The 17,113-nt window shown below is 51.3% G+C and carries 17 protein-coding genes and 2 tRNA genes; 6 read left to right on the top strand and 13 right to left on the bottom strand.

Features of this window, described 5'->3' with window-relative positions; genetic code table 11:
- Positions 1–5: 5 nt before the first annotated feature.
- Positions 6–158 (bottom strand): periplasmic nitrate reductase, NapE protein, encoded by a 153-nt coding sequence (locus tag BCF53_RS12250; RefSeq protein ID WP_132702030.1) that lies wholly within the window; start codon positions 156–158, stop codon positions 6–8.
- Between the two features lie 156 nt (positions 159–314).
- Here BCF53_RS12250 and BCF53_RS12245 point away from each other — a divergent pair, with 156 nt between their 5' ends.
- From BCF53_RS12245 to moeA, 3 genes are read left to right on the top strand one after another with little or no spacing between them, the layout of a single operon-like run.
- Complete coding sequence (locus BCF53_RS12245; RefSeq protein WP_132702029.1) at positions 315–2,012, top strand: histidine kinase; 1,698 nt, start codon at positions 315–317, stop codon at positions 2,010–2,012.
- A complete protein-coding gene (narL, locus tag BCF53_RS12240) occupies positions 2,005–2,643 on the top strand; it encodes a two-component system response regulator NarL (protein WP_132702028.1) in 639 nt (212 codons plus the stop codon). The genes BCF53_RS12245 and narL overlap by 8 nt, the downstream gene beginning before the upstream one ends.
- Before the next feature lie 10 nt (positions 2,644–2,653).
- Positions 2,654–3,883 carry a molybdopterin molybdotransferase MoeA gene (gene moeA / locus BCF53_RS12235; protein ID WP_132702027.1) on the top strand — a complete coding sequence of 410 codons (1,230 nt, stop codon included), beginning with the start codon at positions 2,654–2,656 and terminating at the stop codon, positions 3,881–3,883.
- Between the two features lie 66 nt (positions 3,884–3,949).
- Here moeA and BCF53_RS12230 read toward each other — a convergent pair whose 3' ends face one another.
- The 7 genes from BCF53_RS12230 to BCF53_RS12200 all read right to left on the bottom strand — a co-directional run bounded on the left by BCF53_RS12230 (position 3,950) and on the right by BCF53_RS12200 (position 10,462).
- Entirely contained in the window at positions 3,950–4,510 is a 561-nt protein-coding gene (locus BCF53_RS12230; RefSeq protein WP_132702026.1) for a phosphoribosyltransferase, read from the bottom strand.
- A 226-nt stretch (positions 4,511–4,736) separates the two neighbouring features.
- The gene (gene gap / locus BCF53_RS12225) at positions 4,737–5,732 is read right to left on the bottom strand and encodes a type I glyceraldehyde-3-phosphate dehydrogenase (RefSeq protein WP_132702025.1); all 996 of its coding nucleotides are present in this window, start codon (positions 5,730–5,732) and stop codon (positions 4,737–4,739) included.
- Between the two features lie 272 nt (positions 5,733–6,004).
- Entirely contained in the window at positions 6,005–6,439 is a 435-nt protein-coding gene (locus BCF53_RS12220) for a hypothetical protein (protein ID WP_132702024.1), read from the bottom strand.
- The gene (locus BCF53_RS12215; protein ID WP_132702023.1) at positions 6,433–7,737 is read right to left on the bottom strand and encodes a Ni/Fe hydrogenase subunit alpha; all 1,305 of its coding nucleotides are present in this window, start codon (positions 7,735–7,737) and stop codon (positions 6,433–6,435) included. The genes BCF53_RS12220 and BCF53_RS12215 overlap by 7 nt, the downstream gene beginning before the upstream one ends.
- Positions 7,721–8,518 (bottom strand): NADH-quinone oxidoreductase subunit B family protein, encoded by a 798-nt coding sequence (locus tag BCF53_RS12210; RefSeq protein WP_132702022.1) that lies wholly within the window; start codon positions 8,516–8,518, stop codon positions 7,721–7,723. Before BCF53_RS12210 ends, BCF53_RS12215 begins: the two co-directional genes overlap by 17 nt.
- A 1-nt stretch (position 8,519) precedes the next feature.
- Positions 8,520–9,365, bottom strand: a complete 846-nt coding sequence (locus BCF53_RS12205) for an FAD/NAD(P)-binding protein (protein ID WP_132702021.1) — start codon at positions 9,363–9,365, stop codon at positions 8,520–8,522.
- A complete protein-coding gene (locus tag BCF53_RS12200; RefSeq protein ID WP_132702020.1) occupies positions 9,365–10,462 on the bottom strand; it encodes a 4Fe-4S dicluster domain-containing protein in 1,098 nt (365 codons plus the stop codon). The genes BCF53_RS12205 and BCF53_RS12200 overlap by 1 nt, the downstream gene beginning before the upstream one ends.
- 249 nt (positions 10,463–10,711) lie before the next feature.
- Here BCF53_RS12200 and BCF53_RS12195 point away from each other — a divergent pair, with 249 nt between their 5' ends.
- Positions 10,712–10,957, top strand: coding sequence for a HypC/HybG/HupF family hydrogenase formation chaperone (locus BCF53_RS12195; protein ID WP_132702019.1), 246 nt, complete (start codon positions 10,712–10,714; stop codon positions 10,955–10,957).
- Positions 10,958–11,083: 126 nt separating this feature from the next.
- On the opposite strand, the gene BCF53_RS12190 is transcribed toward BCF53_RS12195, so the two are convergent.
- Together BCF53_RS12190 and BCF53_RS12185 are read right to left on the bottom strand one after the other, a co-directional pair.
- Complete coding sequence (locus BCF53_RS12190) at positions 11,084–12,910, bottom strand: ABC transporter ATP-binding protein (RefSeq protein ID WP_132702018.1); 1,827 nt, start codon at positions 12,908–12,910, stop codon at positions 11,084–11,086.
- 65 nt (positions 12,911–12,975) lie between these two features.
- Positions 12,976–13,587, bottom strand: coding sequence for a carbonic anhydrase (locus BCF53_RS12185; protein ID WP_132702017.1), 612 nt, complete (start codon positions 13,585–13,587; stop codon positions 12,976–12,978).
- Positions 13,588–13,890: 303 nt separating this feature from the next.
- Between BCF53_RS12185 and BCF53_RS12180 the strand changes: the two genes are divergently transcribed.
- On the top strand, positions 13,891–14,211 hold the full coding sequence (locus BCF53_RS12180) for a ComEA family DNA-binding protein (protein ID WP_132702016.1): 321 nt from the start codon (positions 13,891–13,893) through the stop codon (positions 14,209–14,211).
- A gap of 120 nt (positions 14,212–14,331) precedes the next feature.
- Here BCF53_RS12180 and BCF53_RS12175 read toward each other — a convergent pair.
- Positions 14,332–14,408 (bottom strand) — tRNA-Pro (locus tag BCF53_RS12175).
- A gap of 6 nt (positions 14,409–14,414) precedes the next feature.
- A tRNA-Ser gene (locus BCF53_RS12170) sits at positions 14,415–14,504 on the bottom strand.
- Between the two features lie 299 nt (positions 14,505–14,803).
- On the opposite strand from BCF53_RS12170, the gene BCF53_RS12165 reads away from it, so the two are divergent.
- Positions 14,804–16,264 (top strand): adenylate/guanylate cyclase domain-containing protein, encoded by a 1,461-nt coding sequence (locus tag BCF53_RS12165; protein WP_132702015.1) that lies wholly within the window; start codon positions 14,804–14,806, stop codon positions 16,262–16,264.
- A gap of 15 nt (positions 16,265–16,279) precedes the next feature.
- Here the strand turns inward: BCF53_RS12165 and queF are convergent, their stop codons facing one another.
- Positions 16,280–17,107: an NADPH-dependent 7-cyano-7-deazaguanine reductase QueF gene (queF, locus tag BCF53_RS12160; protein WP_132702014.1), complete on the bottom strand. Its 828-nt coding sequence runs from the start codon at positions 17,105–17,107 to the stop codon at positions 16,280–16,282.
- Between the last annotated feature and the right edge of the window lie 6 nt (positions 17,108–17,113).

Below are 17,113 nucleotides of genomic sequence, written 5' to 3'. Positions count from 1 at the left end.
AAGGTTTAGTAACTCCCCGGCCCTAACAGCAACTGTGACATCCAGATGATGAATCCAAAGCCGCCAACAACCGCTACCGACAACAGTGGAAACAGCACCACCGAAATAAACAGAAACGCTTTCAGCTCGCTGGCTTTGGTGATGGGTTTCTCCGACACAGCGGCTCCTCCTTACGAATTCAGTTGTTAGAATTTACTTCGAGCATACTAATTTGTGGAAAACAGGACGGAGTACCTACATGGGGGTATAGTCGTTGCGTAGAATCAAACGAATCGTATTCAGGCCAACAAAACCGTTAAACGGCAAGATGTTATATGCTCAAAATGACCCGACACCCCATTGCGTATTCACTGGTATTCGGCTTTGTACTGCTGGCCACCCTGTCGCTTTCAGCCATCCTGCACAGCCTGTTTATGACCTCGGTGCTGTCCGGTGACGCCGGAGCCATTAACATTGCCGGCTCGCTGCGCATGCAGTCTTACCGCATCGCCTATGAGCTGAAACGCAGTGCCAACCCAACCAGCATTGCAGCACTCATCGTTGAGTTTGATCAGAAGCTCGATACCCTGATCACCATTACCAGCAAGCACGTGAAGCAGAATCAACAATTAATTGAAGAGCTGGAGGGCATTCAGTTAAGTTTCGAGAACATGAAGCAACTGGCTTACAGCAACCCGGAAACCTATCACCGCAATGTCGATGGCTTTGTCAGTCAGGTCGATGCCTTTGTTGAATCCTATGAGCATTGGGCGGAAGCCAAGGTCAGTGCGCTGCACCGCCAGCAGATCGGTGCCAGTGTTTTTACGCTGTTCATCGCACTGATATTTACGGCTTTGATTTATTGCCGGCTGGTTGTGCCGTTGCAAAAGCTGACCAATACCGTGATTAAGTTGGGCAAAGGCGATACCAGCGCCCGGGTGCCACCCGCCTATAAAGATGAACTGGGTCAGCTGGCGACCACACTGAACCGAATGGCCGAAGAAATTTCCCAGTATCAGACTCAGCTGGAAAACAAAATCATCGCCCAAACCAAGGAACTGTCACGCAATAATCAGATACTGGAATTCCTGTTTAATCTGAGCAAGCGCCTGAGCGCCTTTTCCCCGGACATTACCGGCATAAAGCAGCACACCACCGATGCGTTAAGCGAAATCTGTCACGAAAAAACCTTGTACTGGCAAACCAACGAGCCGAAGCCACGATCAGCGACGTTCTACTGGGTTCATATAGCATCCGACCACAGCTACCTGGTGTGCGACTCTGCCGTGGTGATAGAGCCGTGGAAAAAGCAGATTTTCGAAACCATCGGCGACCTGTTTGAAAACGCCTACCGGCGAAGTGAAACCCTGGGCAACGAAAAACGGATTGCTCTGCACGAAGAGAGAAATGCCATTGCCCGGGAGCTGCACGACTCGCTGGCACAAAACCTGAGTTATCTGAAAATTCAGGTTGTCCGCTTTGCCAAGCAAAAAGAAATGGGTGCCGACAGCGACACGCTCAACGCCACCCTGCAGGAGCTCAGAGAGGGCCTCAACTCCAGCTACCGCAAACTGCGTGAACTGCTGGTCACCTTTCGTACCCAGCACGAAGAACTCAGCTTTGAACAGGGCCTGCAGAATATTCTTGATGACTTCAACCGCCAGTCCGGCAACCTGAGCATCAGCCTGCACATGGACGAATGCTGGCCGGGAGACCTGGACGCCCACGAAGAAGTGCACTGCCTGCACATCATCCGTGAAGCCCTGACCAACGTATTTAAGCATGCCTCGGCGACCCGAATTCAGGTACGCCTGAAGTGCAATGCTGAACAGCTGAAAATTCTCATCTGCGACAACGGTATCGGTTTTATGCCGGAACCCAATAAACCCGAACATTATGGGCTCACCATCATGGCTGAGCGCGCGCAGCGAATCGGCGGCAGCATGACCTACGGTAAATGCGAGGAACTCGGCGGCGCCTGCGTTAAACTGGAATTCAATAAAAAGAAATCAACCGGAGCTACTCATGGCTGACATCATCATCGTCGACGACCACCCGATGTTGCGCAAAGGACTGGCGCAACTGTTCGAGCTGGAACCGGAGTTCCATTTAGTGGCGGAACTGGGCAATTCCAAAGATGCCTTGCCGGCAGCCCTGAAGCTCGATCCGGATTTAATTCTGCTGGACTTAAACATGCCGGAGCAGGACGGCCTAACAACCCTATTGCAACTGCGTAACAATGGCATTACCTGCCGTATCATTGTATTTACCGTATCCGATGATCAGGCCGATATTCAACGCGCCATTCAGAACGGTGCCGACGGCTATCTGCTGAAAGACCTGGACCCGGAAGAGCTGGTATTGGCCATCAAAGACTGCATCAGCGGCACCCAGGTACTGAGCCCGAACATTAAAGAGATTGCCCGCCGCGCCATGCGCCAGCGAGTGGCCGGCACCAATACCGAGTTAGAGAGCCTGACCGAACGCGAGCGTGATGTTCTGAAGCTGATCGCCGAAGGGCAAAGCAACAAGGTCATTGGTGCAAACCTGTCTATTGCAGAAGGGACTGTAAAAGTGCACGTAAAGCGGGTACTTTCCAAACTGAATTTGCGGTCACGCGTAGAAGCAGCCATCTATGCACACGACCACATCAACGAGCTATAGGTAATTAAAAATGGGATGTTGTGATCAACCGGGGCTGATGCCTTTAAATGACGGAATCGAAAAAATACTGGCGCTGGTCAACGGCGCAACAGCAACCGAAAGTGTAGAGCTTAGCGACGCTGCCGGCCGGGTTTTAGCCAGCCCGATACTGGCGCAAAGCCCTTCACCCAGCTTCGACAATTCGGCAATGGATGGTTTTGCCGTTAAATTGAGTGACACTCCCTTAGAAACCGAGCTGACAATTCAGGGGACTGCCTTTGCCGGCAAGCCCTACCTGCAGCCATTGACCGCCGGTAATGCTATTCGAATCATGACCGGCGCCGCGCTGCCACAGGGTGCCGATACCGTCATCATGCAGGAAATGGCGCACTACAATGAAAACTGCGTCCGCTTCAATGAGCTGGTCAAGGCTGGCAGCAATGTCCGTAAAACCGGGGACGACTTTAACGCCGGCGACCGACTGGTCGCTGCCAACACCCTGCTGAACGCCGCCCATATCGCCCTGCTCGCCAGTGCCGGCTGCAAAACGGTAGAGGTGTATAAGCGCACCCGGGTGGCGTTGATATCTACCGGCGATGAACTCAAGCAACCGGGCGAAGCGCTGAACTATGGCGAACTGTATGATTCCAACCGCCCGGCGATTCGGCAAATGCTGGTATACCTGAACGTTGAAATTGTCGATTACGGCTCACTGCCAGACCAGCCTGAACTGTTCCGCGAGGCATTCCTGAAGGCGGACAGTGAGTGCGATTTTGTGATCACCTCCGGCGGTGTCAGTGTTGGCGAAGCGGATTTCACCAAAGATATTCTGGCGGAGCTGGGCGAGATCGACTTCTGGAAGCTGGCTATCAAGCCGGGCAAACCCTTTGCGTTCGGTAAGCTGCCCAACAGCTTCTTTATCGGCTTACCCGGCAACCCGGTTTCAGCGATGGTGACATTCCATATTCTCGCCAGTCAGGCGATTCGCCAGCACCAGCGCATTGGCTACAAACCCATGAAGGTGCTGAAAGCTATAATTGACAGCAGACTGAAAAAATCACCCGGTCGGCAGGATTTTCAGCGTGGCGTCTGGTCCACTTCAGAACAGGGCTTAACGGTATCTCCGGCGGGCGCGTTTCAGGGTTCGCACATACTGACCGGCCTGGCAGAGGCTAATTGCTATATCGCGCTGGAAAACGAACGTGGCAGTGTGGAACCAGGTGAGCAGGTGGATATCTGGTTGTTCGATGAGGTGCTATAAAAAAAGCCGCTGAAATGAGCGGCTTTCTGACAGGCGATGGCCTTTATTAAGGCATTAAAAAGGGGATTAAAGCAGAAGGTCTTTAATCTCTTTCAGTTCCTGCTTACCTTCAATCAACTCATCCGGTGTCAGACCCGTCAACTCATGCGGGAATACCAGCCATTCATCACTGGAGCGCACGTAGTAATCCGGCTTCATATCCACCTGAGTATTTTTTGGCTTATACCACGGGCAAGCGACTCGAATATCGTGCGGTGTGTTTTTACGCGACAGGCTCTTAATCTGTGAGATCAGGGCATCAACACTGCGCCCGGAATCAAACACATCATCAACGATGAGCAGTGAATCTTCGGCGTTGGCATTTTCAATCAGATAATGCAGGCCGTGAACCCGAATCTCTTTCGACTGCTTACCAATACCGTAATAAGAGGAGGTACGAACCGCAATATGGTCGGTTTCGATGCCTTTGAAATCAAAGTATTCCTGAACTGAAATACCGATTGGCGCGCCTCCCCGCCAGATACCAACGATAAAGTTAGGGCGAAAACCGTCTTCTAACACCTGCGCGGCAAGACGAAACGAGTCTCTGAGTAGATCACCGGAGGTGATAAAAACTTTTTCTGTCATTTTAGAGAAACCTAATTAAAAGTTGACTGAGTGGGGAAGATTATAGACAAGCCAGGCTGGCTTTGTCTTATTAAATTCATATTCCACTGCTCTCGAGATCAAGACCTGAGCATTCTCGGAGCTAAGAGTAAAACTGAAATTTTCCTACAAAATGCCCTGAACCGGCTTTGCGGTAGAAATAAAAAAACCGCGCCGGAGCGCGGTTTTCAAAGAACGAATTCTGAGCTTACTTAGAAATGTGAGCAGCCAGATCCAGAACCTTGTTGGAGTAACCGATTTCGTTGTCGTACCAGGAAACCAGCTTAACGAACTTGTCAGTCAGAGCAACGCCAGCTGCTGCATCGAATACAGAAGTCTGAGTTTCACCGATGAAGTCCTGAGAAACAACTGCGTCTTCAGTGTAACCCAGTACGCCAGCCATTTCGCCTTCTGAAGCAGCTTTCATAGCAGCACAGATTTCTTCGTAAGTAGCAGCGTTTTTCAGGTTAACAGTCAGGTCAACAACAGAAACGTTTGCAGTTGGTACGCGGAAAGCCATACCAGTCAGTTTGCCGTTCAGTTCTGGAAGAACAACGCCTACAGCTTTAGCAGCACCAGTAGAAGATGGGATGATGTTCTGAGAAGCACCACGACCACCACGCCAGTCTTTAGCAGAAGGACCGTCAACAGTTTTCTGAGTTGCAGTCGTTGCGTGAACAGTAGTCATCAGGCCAGACTCGATACCGAACTTGTCGTTCAGTACTTTAGCCATTGGAGCCAGACAGTTAGTCGTACAAGAAGCGTTAGAAACGATGTCTTGACCAGCGTAAGACTCGTGGTTAACACCCATAACGAACATTGGAGTTGCGTCTTTAGATGGGCCAGTCAGAACAACTTTCTTAGCGCCAGCTTCGATGTGCTTACGAGCAGTCTCGTCAGTCAGGAAGATACCAGTTGCTTCAGCAACTACGTCAACGCCCAGGTCACCCCAAGCCAGTGCAGCAGGGTCACGTTCAGCAGTTACACGAACAGTCTTACCGTTAACGATCAGGTTACCGCCTTCAACTTCAACAGTACCCTTGAAACGGCCGTGAGTTGAGTCGTACTTCAGCATGTAAGCCATGTAATCAACGTCGATCAGGTCGTTGATACCTACAACTTCGATATCGTCACGCTCGCAAGAAGCACGGAAAACGAAACGACCGATACGGCCAAAACCGTTAATACCTACTTTAATAGCCATGGTATTAGTATCCCCTATTTTAGGTGTGTGATTTGGGTTAAAAAATTTGTGTTGCAAAATTACAATATTGTATCAAAAGGTCAACCATCGGAACGGAATTTCTTGCTTTGAATCAACATAGAGACCCGCTTTTCTATGAATATCGTATCAATTTTGACCAGCTAATGGCCGAAATTGTAGTTTAGAAACAAGATTTCGAGAACCACTTTATTTATCCGAACAATGTAAAAGCGCAAAAAGTGGCTGATTCCGGGGCTCTTAAACTGCAAAAATTATTGTGTCGCAGCCGAACCGGCGGCCATTATCGCCGTTAATTGCTCCGCCAGGCAACGAACTTCTCCTTCAGTGAAGGGCTGATCAGTATTTTCACCGGCTTCTACGCCATAAAGCTGAACTCTTTTTTCTGCCGGCTCCGTCACCAATGCCGCCAGTTTTAATACATCGATCAAGCTTAAACCGTGACTGTTACCGCCAGATGTCTGCCAACCGGAATTAATATCGATCTTGAGTAAGCGGCCTCTCGCCTGGCCGGTACAGACCGCATCCAGAATAACGTATTCATCACCGGCGTTGATATAGCTCAGCAAATCGACAGGGTGACGACAGAGATGCACCTGAAAAGCCGCGCCGGGCTTTAATTCTTCAGCTATCTGCCAGCTGACGTGATCCGCGCCAAACCAAGAGCCTACAGCCAGCAGGGTCAGCATCGGTCAACATCCAGCTTCAGAAAATGCACTGAACAGGAAATGCAGGGGTCGTAATTGCGAATAATTTTTTCGCAAAACAGACGCAGTTCATCATCCGTATGATTCAAACCAAAGCGCTCAACCGAGCTTTTCAGGTTTTCTTCAATCCTCAGCTGGTTCTGACTGGTGGGTGGAATGATGGTCGCAGCCCGAATACTACCGCTAGCATCTACCTGATACCGGTGATAGATCATACCCCTGGGTGCCTCGGTACAGAATTCACCAACCCCTGCCTTGGGAACCACCTCGACAAAAGGGCTTTCCGGCAGCTGGTAAGCCTTAAGAATTCGAATGCTTTCCTCCAGGGCGTAATGACATTCAATCGCCCTGGCCACAACGTTATGAAACATATCGGCACTGGGGAACTTCAAGCCCTGTGCTTCTGCCCAGGCTTTAACGGAGCCCGGCAACTGAGAGAAGTTAAGATTCACTCTCGCCAAAGGCCCGAGAAAATAAGAGTGACCATTCAGCCGGGAATAAAAGGCCGTTGAGTGCGGCACCTGTTCTTCGGCGAAGTTATCGGCATACTGATTGAAGCCAATATTCAGGCCGGCGTCTGAACGCAGCCGCCCGGGCATAATCGCGTATTCATTTTCATTGTGAATGGCAACCGAGGTGAACTGCTGCTGATCTTCCGGCAAATTTAACTGAGCACACCAGGCGACCAGCTGGCGCACATCATCCAGGGCGGCCTCACATTTCTTCAGCAGGGATTGAGCAGCATCGACAGACGGTGCCTTATGAAAGCCGCCAACCTTCAGGCCGATGGGGTGGACGCTGCGCCCGCCCAAGAGCCTTAGAATTTCGTTACCCAACGCCTGCAGGCGCATCCCCCGCGTCACGGTTTCCGGGTGGTCTTCCGCCATGTCAATGGCGTTGTCGAAGCCGAGAAAATCCGGTGCTGCCAGCAAATGGATATGCAGCGCGTGGCTCTGCAGCCATTCACCGCAATACAGCAGGCGTCGCATGTCATAGACCCAGGGCCCGGGCTCGACATCAAACAGTTTTTCCAGCGCCAGAATAGAGGTCATCTGATAGGCGATCGGGCAAATACCGCAAATTCGCGCCGTTATGGTCGGCACATCGGTATAGTTTCGCCCCACCAGAAACTCTTCAAACAGCCTGGGCGGTTCATAAATGCGCAGGTGCAGCTGCTCGACTTTGCCGTTACTGGCCTGAAAGCTCAGCGCGCCCTCACCTTCCAGGCGCACCATCACCGGCACCTCGATATTTATTTCGCGTTCAGGATGAGTGTTCATTGCTCACCTCCTGTTTGGCAGCCCAGGATTTGCCGGCTGAATCGAACTCATCAGCGGCGTTATTGATCATATGGAACTTCTGGGCAATTGCGGCCGGTTGCAGGCCAAGACCAATGAAGCGCTGCCCCAACGCTTCGGTATTGATGCCTTCTGCCGGACCATAGCAGGCATAACAGGCTGTTCCGAAACTCGGGCAAAGTGCGCCACAACCGGTGCGGGTCACCGGCCCCATACAGGGCTCACCCTTACTGACAAGCACACAAACGGTATTTTTGCGCTTACACTCTGCGCACACCTTTTCATTGGCGTCCACCGGTTCAACGCCGGTTAACAGCTGCCGCACCACCCAACTGATCTGACGCACGTTAACCGGGCAGCCCCAGAGCTCAAAATCAACCGCAACATGACGGGAAATGGCCGCAGAGGTCGACAGACTTTCAACGTATTCGGGCTTGGCATAGACAGACTTCAGCCAGGCATCGCTGTCCGCGTTATTTTTCAACGCCTGAATACCGCCCGATGTAGCGCAAGCGCCCATCGTAACCAGGTAGCCGCAGTGCTCGCGAATCCCCTTTAAACGGTCAACATCCTCCGGCGTGGTGACGCTGCCTTCAATAAAGGCAATATCGACGGCATCCTCCGGGCCGAGCGGACCAGCCTCAGGAAAATGAACAATATCCACCAGCTCGGTCAGGGTGATCAGGTCTTCGCCCATATTAATGAACGCCAGCTGACAACCGGAGCAGGAGGCAAACTTATGAACAGCAACCCGTGGTTTCATATCAGAACCCCCTGTGGCCGAGCACTTCTTTAACTTCCGGATAGGAGAATACCGGGCCATCCTTACACACAAATGCAGAACCAAACTGGCAGTGACCACAGTGACCAATGGCGCACTGCATGTTGCGCTCCAGCGACAGATAGATGTGCTCTTCCGGCACCCCAAGTTCCGCCAGCATACGCGCAGACCCACTCATCATACCGTCCGGGCCGCACAGCATGACGGTGCAGTTTTGCTTGTCATAGATGGCATCTTCAAACAGCACCGACACCCGGCCCCGCTCCCAGTTCGGCCAATTGGTTTTCTCGCGGCTGGCCGCCAGCAATACCTGCGTATTGGGCAACTGCCGCCACTCATCGTATTGCTTCTGCCAGAGCATATCGGAGCGGTGCTTAACCGACTGCATGATGACCAGCCGGCCAAAGCAGGTGCGGCATTCCGCCACATGCTGAATAGCAGAGATGGCCGGCGCACAACCCAGACCGGCGGTAATGAAAACCACGTCTTTGCCGGTGCAGTCCTGAATCGGCCAGCCGCGGCCGTATGGCCCCCGAATACCGATTCTGTGCCCGGCCTTAAGCTCGGCCATGGCCTTAGTCACCCGACCGACAACACGAATGGTATGCGTTAGCAGGTTTTGCTCTCGGTTTTTAACCGAAACCGGAATTTCACCCACGCCAAACTGGTACAGCATGTTGAACTGACCATGCTGAAACTCATACTGTTGATGCAGCTGTTCGTCAACAAAGCGTAGGCGCCAGGTGAATACATCCGGCGTTTCCTGAATACGCTCTACTATTTCAGCCTCATAAGGCAGGTAAGGATTGGCAATAGGTTGCGCCGACATCAGCTATCTCCTGCAATCAGATTGGCTTCGGCAACAAAATCGATCGCCGCCGGACACCAGGAAATGCAACGGCCGCAACCGGTACAGCCGGTGCGGTCATATTGGTCACGCCAGCTGCCCAGCTTATGAGACATCCACTGCCGGTAGCGCAATCGGGTTTCGTCACGAATGGTTATACCGTGGATGTAACTGTGATCCTGATTAAAACAGGAATCCCATTCACGGATATGTTGGCTCGACTTGCCATCCAGTGCCTGAACCTCCACCTCGCGGTGACAGAAACAGGTCGGGCAAACCATCGTACAGTTGCCGCAGGCCAGGCATTTTTCGGCGACACTGTCCCACTCTCTATCGTCAAGGTTGGAAAAGATATTGGCGTGCATGTTTTCATGCAGCAGCGCTCGCTCCTGTGCCGCAATGACTTCTGCAATTTGCGCCTTTGCGTCAACATGACCTTCAGCAGAGACCGGCGTTAACTCCAGCTGTTCAAAAATTTTCAGGCCCTTTTCACTGCCGAAGCGAACAATGAAGCCATCGTCCAGTTCATCCAGTAACAAATCAAAGCCGGATTGAATCTCCGGCCCGTCACCGGTCGACGCGCAAAAACAGGTGTTGCCGGTATGGCTGCAATTAACACCCACAATAAACAGCGCATTGCGATGGGCAGAATAGAAGGGGTCGGGGTAATCCCCATACATGAAATGTAAGTCTTGCAATTGCAGCGCGGCAAGATCACAGGCACGGGCTCCAATGAATGCAATCGGCTCGGCATTGACTTCCGGCCGGTTGAACACAAAACCCTGTTCAGTCTGCTCTGCGCGCCACAGTAATTCCCGGCTACGGTAAAGCCAGGGTTTGATCCCCTGGGCACCATTGGGCCAGGCGAAGTAACGCTGATGATCGCCCTTAGCCACCCGAACACTGCCTGGCTTCACGGTCAACTCAATGCCTTGTGGCAGCTGAGCAACGGAACTGATCTTGCCGAACTGAACGGCACCATCAATCACACTGGGGCCTACACAGCCGTACCCTGCCGACTGCAACTGACTGAACAACTGATTGAACTTTTCATACTGCAAAAAACCGGATCGACTCATAGACAGCGCCCTGTATAGATCGCCGCAAAAAATTCATAAAACCTTTAAACCTTTCAGGCAGCGAACGACTGTAGTCTCTTAAGACTATAGGCACTCGCACTAAAACGACGGCATTTCAAACAGCGCTAAAGGTTGTCCCAGCTCAGTTTCTTCAACTATTTTTAGAATCACTAAAATTTTTAACAATACGACGCTATTTTTTAGAAATAACGGAAGTGAAAACTATTAATTGATAGAACGGATCTGCATATGTGCTTAGGTGTACCTATGAAAATACTTTCAGTTAAAGATCAGACGGCGATCTGTGAACGCGATGGCGTGCAGCGTGAAGTGGCCCTGCAATTGATCGATGACGAGCTCAATGTGGGTGATTACCTGCTTATCCATCTGGGTTTTGCCATTGAGGTCATTCCCCAAAAGGATGCCGAAGAAGCAGAAAAAACCTGGCGCGCCTGGAGTGCATTAAACAAACAGAAAACAACCGGCAACGCATAAAATCAGCCGCGGCCGGTGTTTCTTTTTTGCAGTGAGCCTGACCGGCGCAATAAGCGCTGGCCTGGCATTGTGATATCTAATTTACAGCAGGGGTTCGCCGTCAGAAGGCAGTGAACCACCGTTTATTCAGTCAGATAAAAAGCCGCCGGTCTGACGATTCCATAGCTGCGCATAAATGCCGCCACTGGCCACCAAATCCCGGTGCGCGCCCTGCTCAACGATCTTACCGTCATCCATAATAACCAGCCGGTCCAATGCAGCAATGGTGGATAGCCGGTGCGCAATGGCGATAACCGTCTTGCCTTCCATCAGCTGATCAAGGTTTTCCTGAATGGCCGCTTCGGCTTCGGAATCAAGCGCAGAGGTCGCCTCATCAAGAATCAACAAGGGGGCATCCTTCAGCAACACCCGGGCAATGGCAATGCGCTGACGTTGGCCGCCGGAAAGCTTCACTCCGCGCTCACCGACCTGAGCGTCGAAGCCGGTATTACCGTACGGGTCACACAACTCCTGAATAAAATCGAACGCCTCCGCTTTCCTGCAGGCAGAGATTAATTCGGCTTCTGTGGCGTCGGGCCGTCCATAGAGAATGTTTTCCCGAATTGAGCGGTGCAACAGCATGGTGTCCTGACTGACCATCCCAATATTCGCGCGCAATGAATCCTGCTCTACCTTTGCGATATCCTGGCCGTCGATTTCAATACAGCCCTTTTCCAGATCATAAAAACGCAACAGCAGATTCACCAGCGTAGACTTACCGGCACCAGAGCGGCCCACCAGTCCAATACGCTCGCCCGGTTTAATATCCAGTGTCAGCCCTTCAATGACCCCGGATGATTTTCCATAGTGAAAGCTGATGTCGTTAAAGCGGATGCCGCCGCGCGCTACCGTGAGCTTCTTTGCGTCTTGGGCATCGGTAACGCTTTGCGGCTTGCTCAGCGTTCTCATACCATCGATGACGGTACCGATGTTTTCAAACAGCGCACCGACTTCACGCATAATCCAATGGCTCATGCCATTCATACGCAAAGACAGCGCAATCGCCAAGGCAATAGAGCCCACGCTGACTTCGCCAATCGACCACAGATAAATTGCGGCTCCGGCTATTGAGAACAGCAGTAAATAGTTAAACCAGGAAAGCACAACCTCAAACAGGGTGACCAGCCGGCGCTGTTTGTGCGCAGCGTCCATAAATTCCTGCATGCCTTCGCGGGCATAATCGGCCTCACTCTGGGTATCGGCAAACAGCTTGACGGTTTGGATATTGGTGTAACTGTCGACCACACGACCGGTCATGGTGGAACGGGCATCCGCCACCTCACTGGAAACATTACGCAATCGCGGAATGAAATAAATCTGAATGCCGATGTAAACCACCAGCCAGATCAATACCGGCAGCACCAGCCGATGATCTGCCTTGCCAATGAGGATGATCATGGTCACCACATAAATGAAGATGTACACCATCACATCCAGCAGCTTAACCACAGAATCACGCACCGCCAGGGAGGTTTGCATCACCTTGGTAGCCACCCGCCCGGCATAATCGTTCTGATAGAATGACAAGCTCTGTTTAAGCAGATAGCGGTGTGCCAGCCAGCGCACCGACATTGGGTAATTGGCCAGAATCGCCTGATTCAGCAACATCGAGGTGATTAAAATCAGCGCCGGAACGATCAGCAGAATAAAAATGCTCAGTCCAATAAGAACGGAAATATTCTCTTTAAAAACGGTTTGCGGATCGACCGTGCCAAGCCAGTCAACCAACCAGCCCATGAGCCCAAACATGGAAGCTTCGGCAATCGCGACAGTGGCTGAAAACAGTGACAAAAACAGAATCGGACGCCACATACCCCGGGTGTAATGCAGGCAGAATTGAACCAGTGAGCCGGGCGGCTGTACTGGTTCCTGTTCGGGAAAGGGAGGAATAATCCGTTCAAAATAGGCAAACATGGCGGGTCCTTTGCAAAAAAAGAACGCCAGCCTAGCAGATTTTTCGAGCTTTAAAACGCTTTAGCTCAACCTTCAAAAAAGTGAATTTTGCCTTCTTCCAGCGAGTACTGAGCACCCACAACCATCAGCTTTCCACTTTGAATCTGAGTTTCCAGATAAGGTGAGGAATAACGAATCTGACTGACCGACGTGCGAATATTGGCGCGCACCGCAAATTTCATCAGATCTTTTTCATTGTGTTGCAGATCCGTCTCTACCAAGGTTTCCAGCGACGGACGGATTCGGGAAACGATCGACATCAGGTTGTGCGAAGGCTCCTGTTCAGGGTTCTTAATCGCATTCAGCGTTGCTTTAATTGCGCCACAACTGTTGTGACCCAAAACAACAACCAACGGTGTGCCAAAGGTCTCAACGGCAAATTCGATACTGCCAACCTGAGAAGGTGCCACAATATTACCGGCTACGCGGATAACAAACAGATCACCCAGGCCCTGATCAAAAATTATTTCAGCAGGTACCCGTGAATCGGAACAACCAAGAATGATCGCGAACGGAGATTGCCCCTCAAGAAGGTTTAACCGGCGCTTTTCTGAGGCCAGTTCCTGCTGAGTCATTTGGGTAACGAAACGTTCATTTCCTTCTTTCAGTCGCTGCAGAGCTTCTTGAGCATTTAACATGAAAATAACCACCTAAATTCAATCATTTGCAGGCATTGAACGATATAGATTTCCCTCATGAGCGCAAGTTCTTTAGATTCAGAGCTTTCGTGAATTAAGCTCACAATCCAGGCCGAGCCAGCTGGCCGAGAACGGGCAAAGGAAGCATCATGCAGCACCCAAAGCGTATTATTTTTAGACTATTGTGGCAGTGATGTCAGCCTTGCGCCAACTTCCCTAACCTGACGCAGTGCCTTGCTACGGATCTGGCGGCACCACAACCAGTGCTATTCCATATAGCGACAAATTTAAGGATGAATAATCATGAAACGATTAATGACCATGCTGTGCCTGCTCATTGGCCTGACAGCAACCCTACCGGCAATTGCCGACTCAACCACAGCCAGCTCTGGCGATACAACCGCAACTGAAAACATCATACTGGTGGTCGATATCAATAAAGACAGCGCCGAGAAGATGTCTGACCTGTTGAACGGTGTTGGGCCGAAAAAAGCACAGGCAATTGTGGACTACCGCGATGCCAATGGCCCATTCCTGAGCGCGGATGAACTGGCCAACGTGCCTGGAATCGGTTCAGCGACCGTCAATAAGAACCGCGAAGCAATCGTCGTCAGCGGCCTGTAGCCAGCAGATTGCAGCACTAAAAGAAATTAAAACGGGACCAGACCAACCGCCATACCCTTTCGGCACAACATTAACGGGAAGTTGCCAGATCTGAAACTAAAAGAAGGGGAAAGAAAGAATTGGTCGGAGCAGAGGGATTCGAACCCCCGACCCTCTGGTCCCAAACCAGATGCGCTACCAAACTGCGCTATGCTCCGACTAAATGGCGGTGAGTGAGAGATTCGAACTCTCGATACGATTTCTCGTATACACGCTTTCCAGGCGTGCTCCTTCAGCCACTCGGACAACTCACCAAAATCTGAATGCTGCATAGAGCTCACATTCAAACCGGCTAAAAACCATGCCTTGAAGGTCACGTCTTCAGCGGGGGCGCACTTTATCGAATTACAGAGCCGCTGGCAAGGTATTTCATAAAAAACAATGGCTTAGCTTGGGTTAATCTGACTCAAAGGTCCATAAAACCGCTCCAAACCTGAAAACCACGGCAAAAAACTGACATCTTTAAACTATGACCTTGCCCAATCTTTTACGGGTGTTTTAAAGTACAGTCATCCTATCAGCAAAAATCATACAAATTCGGGTGTAACAGGGCATGACCAAAAGACAATCGAAATCCAAACGGCCAGCAAATAAGCCAGCCAACAGTCGTGCCAAGCAACAAACCACCCAGGAACTGGAACTCTTTGACCGCTTTACCGTATTGCCGATCGCGGCCGAGTTTAATTCCCGGGCGATCATCTATTTAACACTCGCCGGCACACTGGTCAGCACCATATCCTTTGGCTCGTTACCGCCGTTCTTTATGGTTCTGGTGGTTTTCTGCCTGATCTACCCATTGGCAGCGCGCTATTTCAGCCTGCCGCTACGACACCGCTACCCCAAGCATGTAGGCTATGGGCTGGTCATTTTCGATGCCTTTTTCACCGGTGCTATGATCAGCGCCATGGGCGCACCTATTGAGCCCTCAATTCTGATTCTCATCATGGCCAATGCCAGCTTTATTGTTATCGGCCAAACCACGGCCTACCTGCTTTGCCTGATATTCTTCGCTGCCGGAGCTGCAATCGTCTATCACCTGCACCCGACCTTCGAACGGGTCGAAGCATCGCTGATAACCATTCTGATTGCCGGCTTCGGAACCGGCATGTACGTTGCCATTACCGCCTACTACACCAACCAGTCTGCGCGCCGCTTAAAGGCAGCCCGGCTGGAAATGTACAAGCAAAACGAAAAGTACCGCACACTGTCCCGCAAGCTCTCCAAGTATCTGTCGCCCCAGGTATGGGAAAACATCTTCCGCGGCAAGCAGGATGTAAAGCTGGAAACCAAGCGTAAGCGGCTGGTTATCTTCTTTTCAGACATCAAAGGCTTCAGCCAGCTTTCGGAACAGATGGAAGCAGAAGCGCTGACCGCCTTGATCAACACCTATCTAACTGAGATGAGCAAAATCGTAATGAAGCACGGTGGCACCATCGATAAGTTTATTGGTGATGCCATTATGGTGTTCTTCGGCGACCCGGAGACCAAGGGTGTGAAGAAAGACGCTGAAGCCTGCGTCGCCATGGCCATTGAAATGCGCAAGCATATGAAGGTACTGCGCCAGCGCTGGAAGGCTCAGGGCATTCAGCACCCGCTGGAAATTCGTATGGGCATCAACACCGGCTACTGCACGGTCGGTAACTTTGGCGCTGAAACACGCATGGATTACACCCTGCTGGGCAAAGAAGTCAACCTGGCTTCACGGCTGGAATCCTCCGCAGATTCCGGCGAAATCCTGATCTCCTACGAAACCTACTCCCTGGTTCAGGACCGCATACTGTGCCGCGAGAAGGGCCAGATTAAAGCCAAGGGCTTCAGCCGGCCGATTCCGGTTTATCAGGTCGTCGACTTCCGTAAAGACTTAGGCGCCAGAAGAAGCTTCACCGAACTGGATCTGGAAGGCTTCTCCATGTCGCTGGATATGGAAAAGGTGAAGGATTACGAAAAAGACCGCATTCTCGATACGCTGGAAAAGGTCAAAACCTCTCTGATTCAGAAAAACATCACCGGCTGAAGGCAAGCGCCAGCCTTACTGGCGCACCAAGCGGATATTGTTCACCTCAGCCTGCGCGTCATCGGAGCGGAACGGATTGATATCCAGGCCTCCACGTCGCACATAGCGCGCATAGACGGTTAGGGTCTGGCACCGGCACTGCGCCTTCAGATCAACAAAGATCCGCTCCACACACTGCTCATGAAACTCATTATGCTGACGGAACGAAATCAGATACTTGAGCAGCGATTCACGGTTAATCTTCGGCCCGGTGTATTCAATAAAGACCGAACCCCAATCCGGCTGCCCGGTTACCAGGCAATTGGATTTCAACAGGTGTGAACACAGCTTTTCGCTGACAATCTCATCGGAGCATTCAAGCAACGAGGCATCCGTCTGGTAGCCGGTAATCTGCACATCCAGATCATCAATGCATTCAGCAGCCATAGCAGATACCTGCTCGTGTTCAGCGGCCTGATCAAGCTTAAAGACGTCGACACCAACCGCAGCTTCGGCTGCCGCTGTTAAATCTGCCGCCAGCCTTGCCTGCACCTCATCAATACTGTCGAAATGGCTCTGATTGAAGGAATTCAGATACAGCTTGAACGATTTCGACTCAATCAGCTTTGGCGACTCCGCCGGGATGCGGAATACAGCAATAGCCACCACCGGTTTACCTTTTGGGTTCAGCCAGGAAAGCTCATAGCCATTCCAGACATCCACTCCGGCAAAGGGCAATTCTGCGCTGTCGACACCAATCTCTGTGCGCTTTTCCTGACGCGCAATAGGAAACAGCAAGGAGGCATCGTAGGTGTCTTTATAACTGCTGGCTTTACCCAGCGGAGAAGATTCCGGTGAATTCATTTTCAA

It is taken from the genome of Reinekea marinisedimentorum (genome assembly GCF_004341165.1).
Taxonomy (GTDB): Bacteria; Pseudomonadota; Gammaproteobacteria; order Pseudomonadales; family Natronospirillaceae; genus Reinekea; species Reinekea marinisedimentorum.
The sequence above is the reverse complement of the archived record's forward strand: the minus strand, read 5'-3'. Positions and strand labels throughout refer to the sequence as shown.

Excerpts from the sequence above, each read along its gene's own strand:
- BCF53_RS12245 (WP_132702029.1), top strand. The coding sequence starts at position 315 with ATGCTCAAAATGACCCGACACCCCATTGCGTATTCACTGGTATTCGGC.
- narL (WP_132702028.1), top strand. The coding sequence starts at position 2,005 with ATGGCTGACATCATCATCGTCGACGACCACCCGATGTTGCGCAAAGGA.
- moeA (WP_132702027.1), top strand. The coding sequence starts at position 2,654 with ATGGGATGTTGTGATCAACCGGGGCTGATGCCTTTAAATGACGGAATC.
- BCF53_RS12230 (WP_132702026.1), bottom strand. The coding sequence starts at position 4,510 with ATGACAGAAAAAGTTTTTATCACCTCCGGTGATCTACTCAGAGACTCG.
- gap (WP_132702025.1), bottom strand. The coding sequence starts at position 5,732 with ATGGCTATTAAAGTAGGTATTAACGGTTTTGGCCGTATCGGTCGTTTC.
- BCF53_RS12220 (WP_132702024.1), bottom strand. The coding sequence starts at position 6,439 with ATGCTGACCCTGCTGGCTGTAGGCTCTTGGTTTGGCGCGGATCACGTC.
- BCF53_RS12215 (WP_132702023.1), bottom strand. The coding sequence starts at position 7,737 with ATGAACACTCATCCTGAACGCGAAATAAATATCGAGGTGCCGGTGATG.
- BCF53_RS12210 (WP_132702022.1), bottom strand. The coding sequence starts at position 8,518 with ATGAAACCACGGGTTGCTGTTCATAAGTTTGCCTCCTGCTCCGGTTGT.
- BCF53_RS12205 (WP_132702021.1), bottom strand. The coding sequence starts at position 9,365 with ATGTCGGCGCAACCTATTGCCAATCCTTACCTGCCTTATGAGGCTGAA.
- BCF53_RS12200 (WP_132702020.1), bottom strand. The coding sequence starts at position 10,462 with ATGAGTCGATCCGGTTTTTTGCAGTATGAAAAGTTCAATCAGTTGTTC.
- BCF53_RS12195 (WP_132702019.1), top strand. The coding sequence starts at position 10,712 with ATGTGCTTAGGTGTACCTATGAAAATACTTTCAGTTAAAGATCAGACG.
- BCF53_RS12190 (WP_132702018.1), bottom strand. The coding sequence starts at position 12,910 with ATGTTTGCCTATTTTGAACGGATTATTCCTCCCTTTCCCGAACAGGAA.
- BCF53_RS12185 (WP_132702017.1), bottom strand. The coding sequence starts at position 13,587 with ATGTTAAATGCTCAAGAAGCTCTGCAGCGACTGAAAGAAGGAAATGAA.
- BCF53_RS12180 (WP_132702016.1), top strand. The coding sequence starts at position 13,891 with ATGAAACGATTAATGACCATGCTGTGCCTGCTCATTGGCCTGACAGCA.
- BCF53_RS12165 (WP_132702015.1), top strand. The coding sequence starts at position 14,804 with ATGACCAAAAGACAATCGAAATCCAAACGGCCAGCAAATAAGCCAGCC.
- queF (WP_132702014.1), bottom strand. The coding sequence starts at position 17,107 with ATGAATTCACCGGAATCTTCTCCGCTGGGTAAAGCCAGCAGTTATAAA.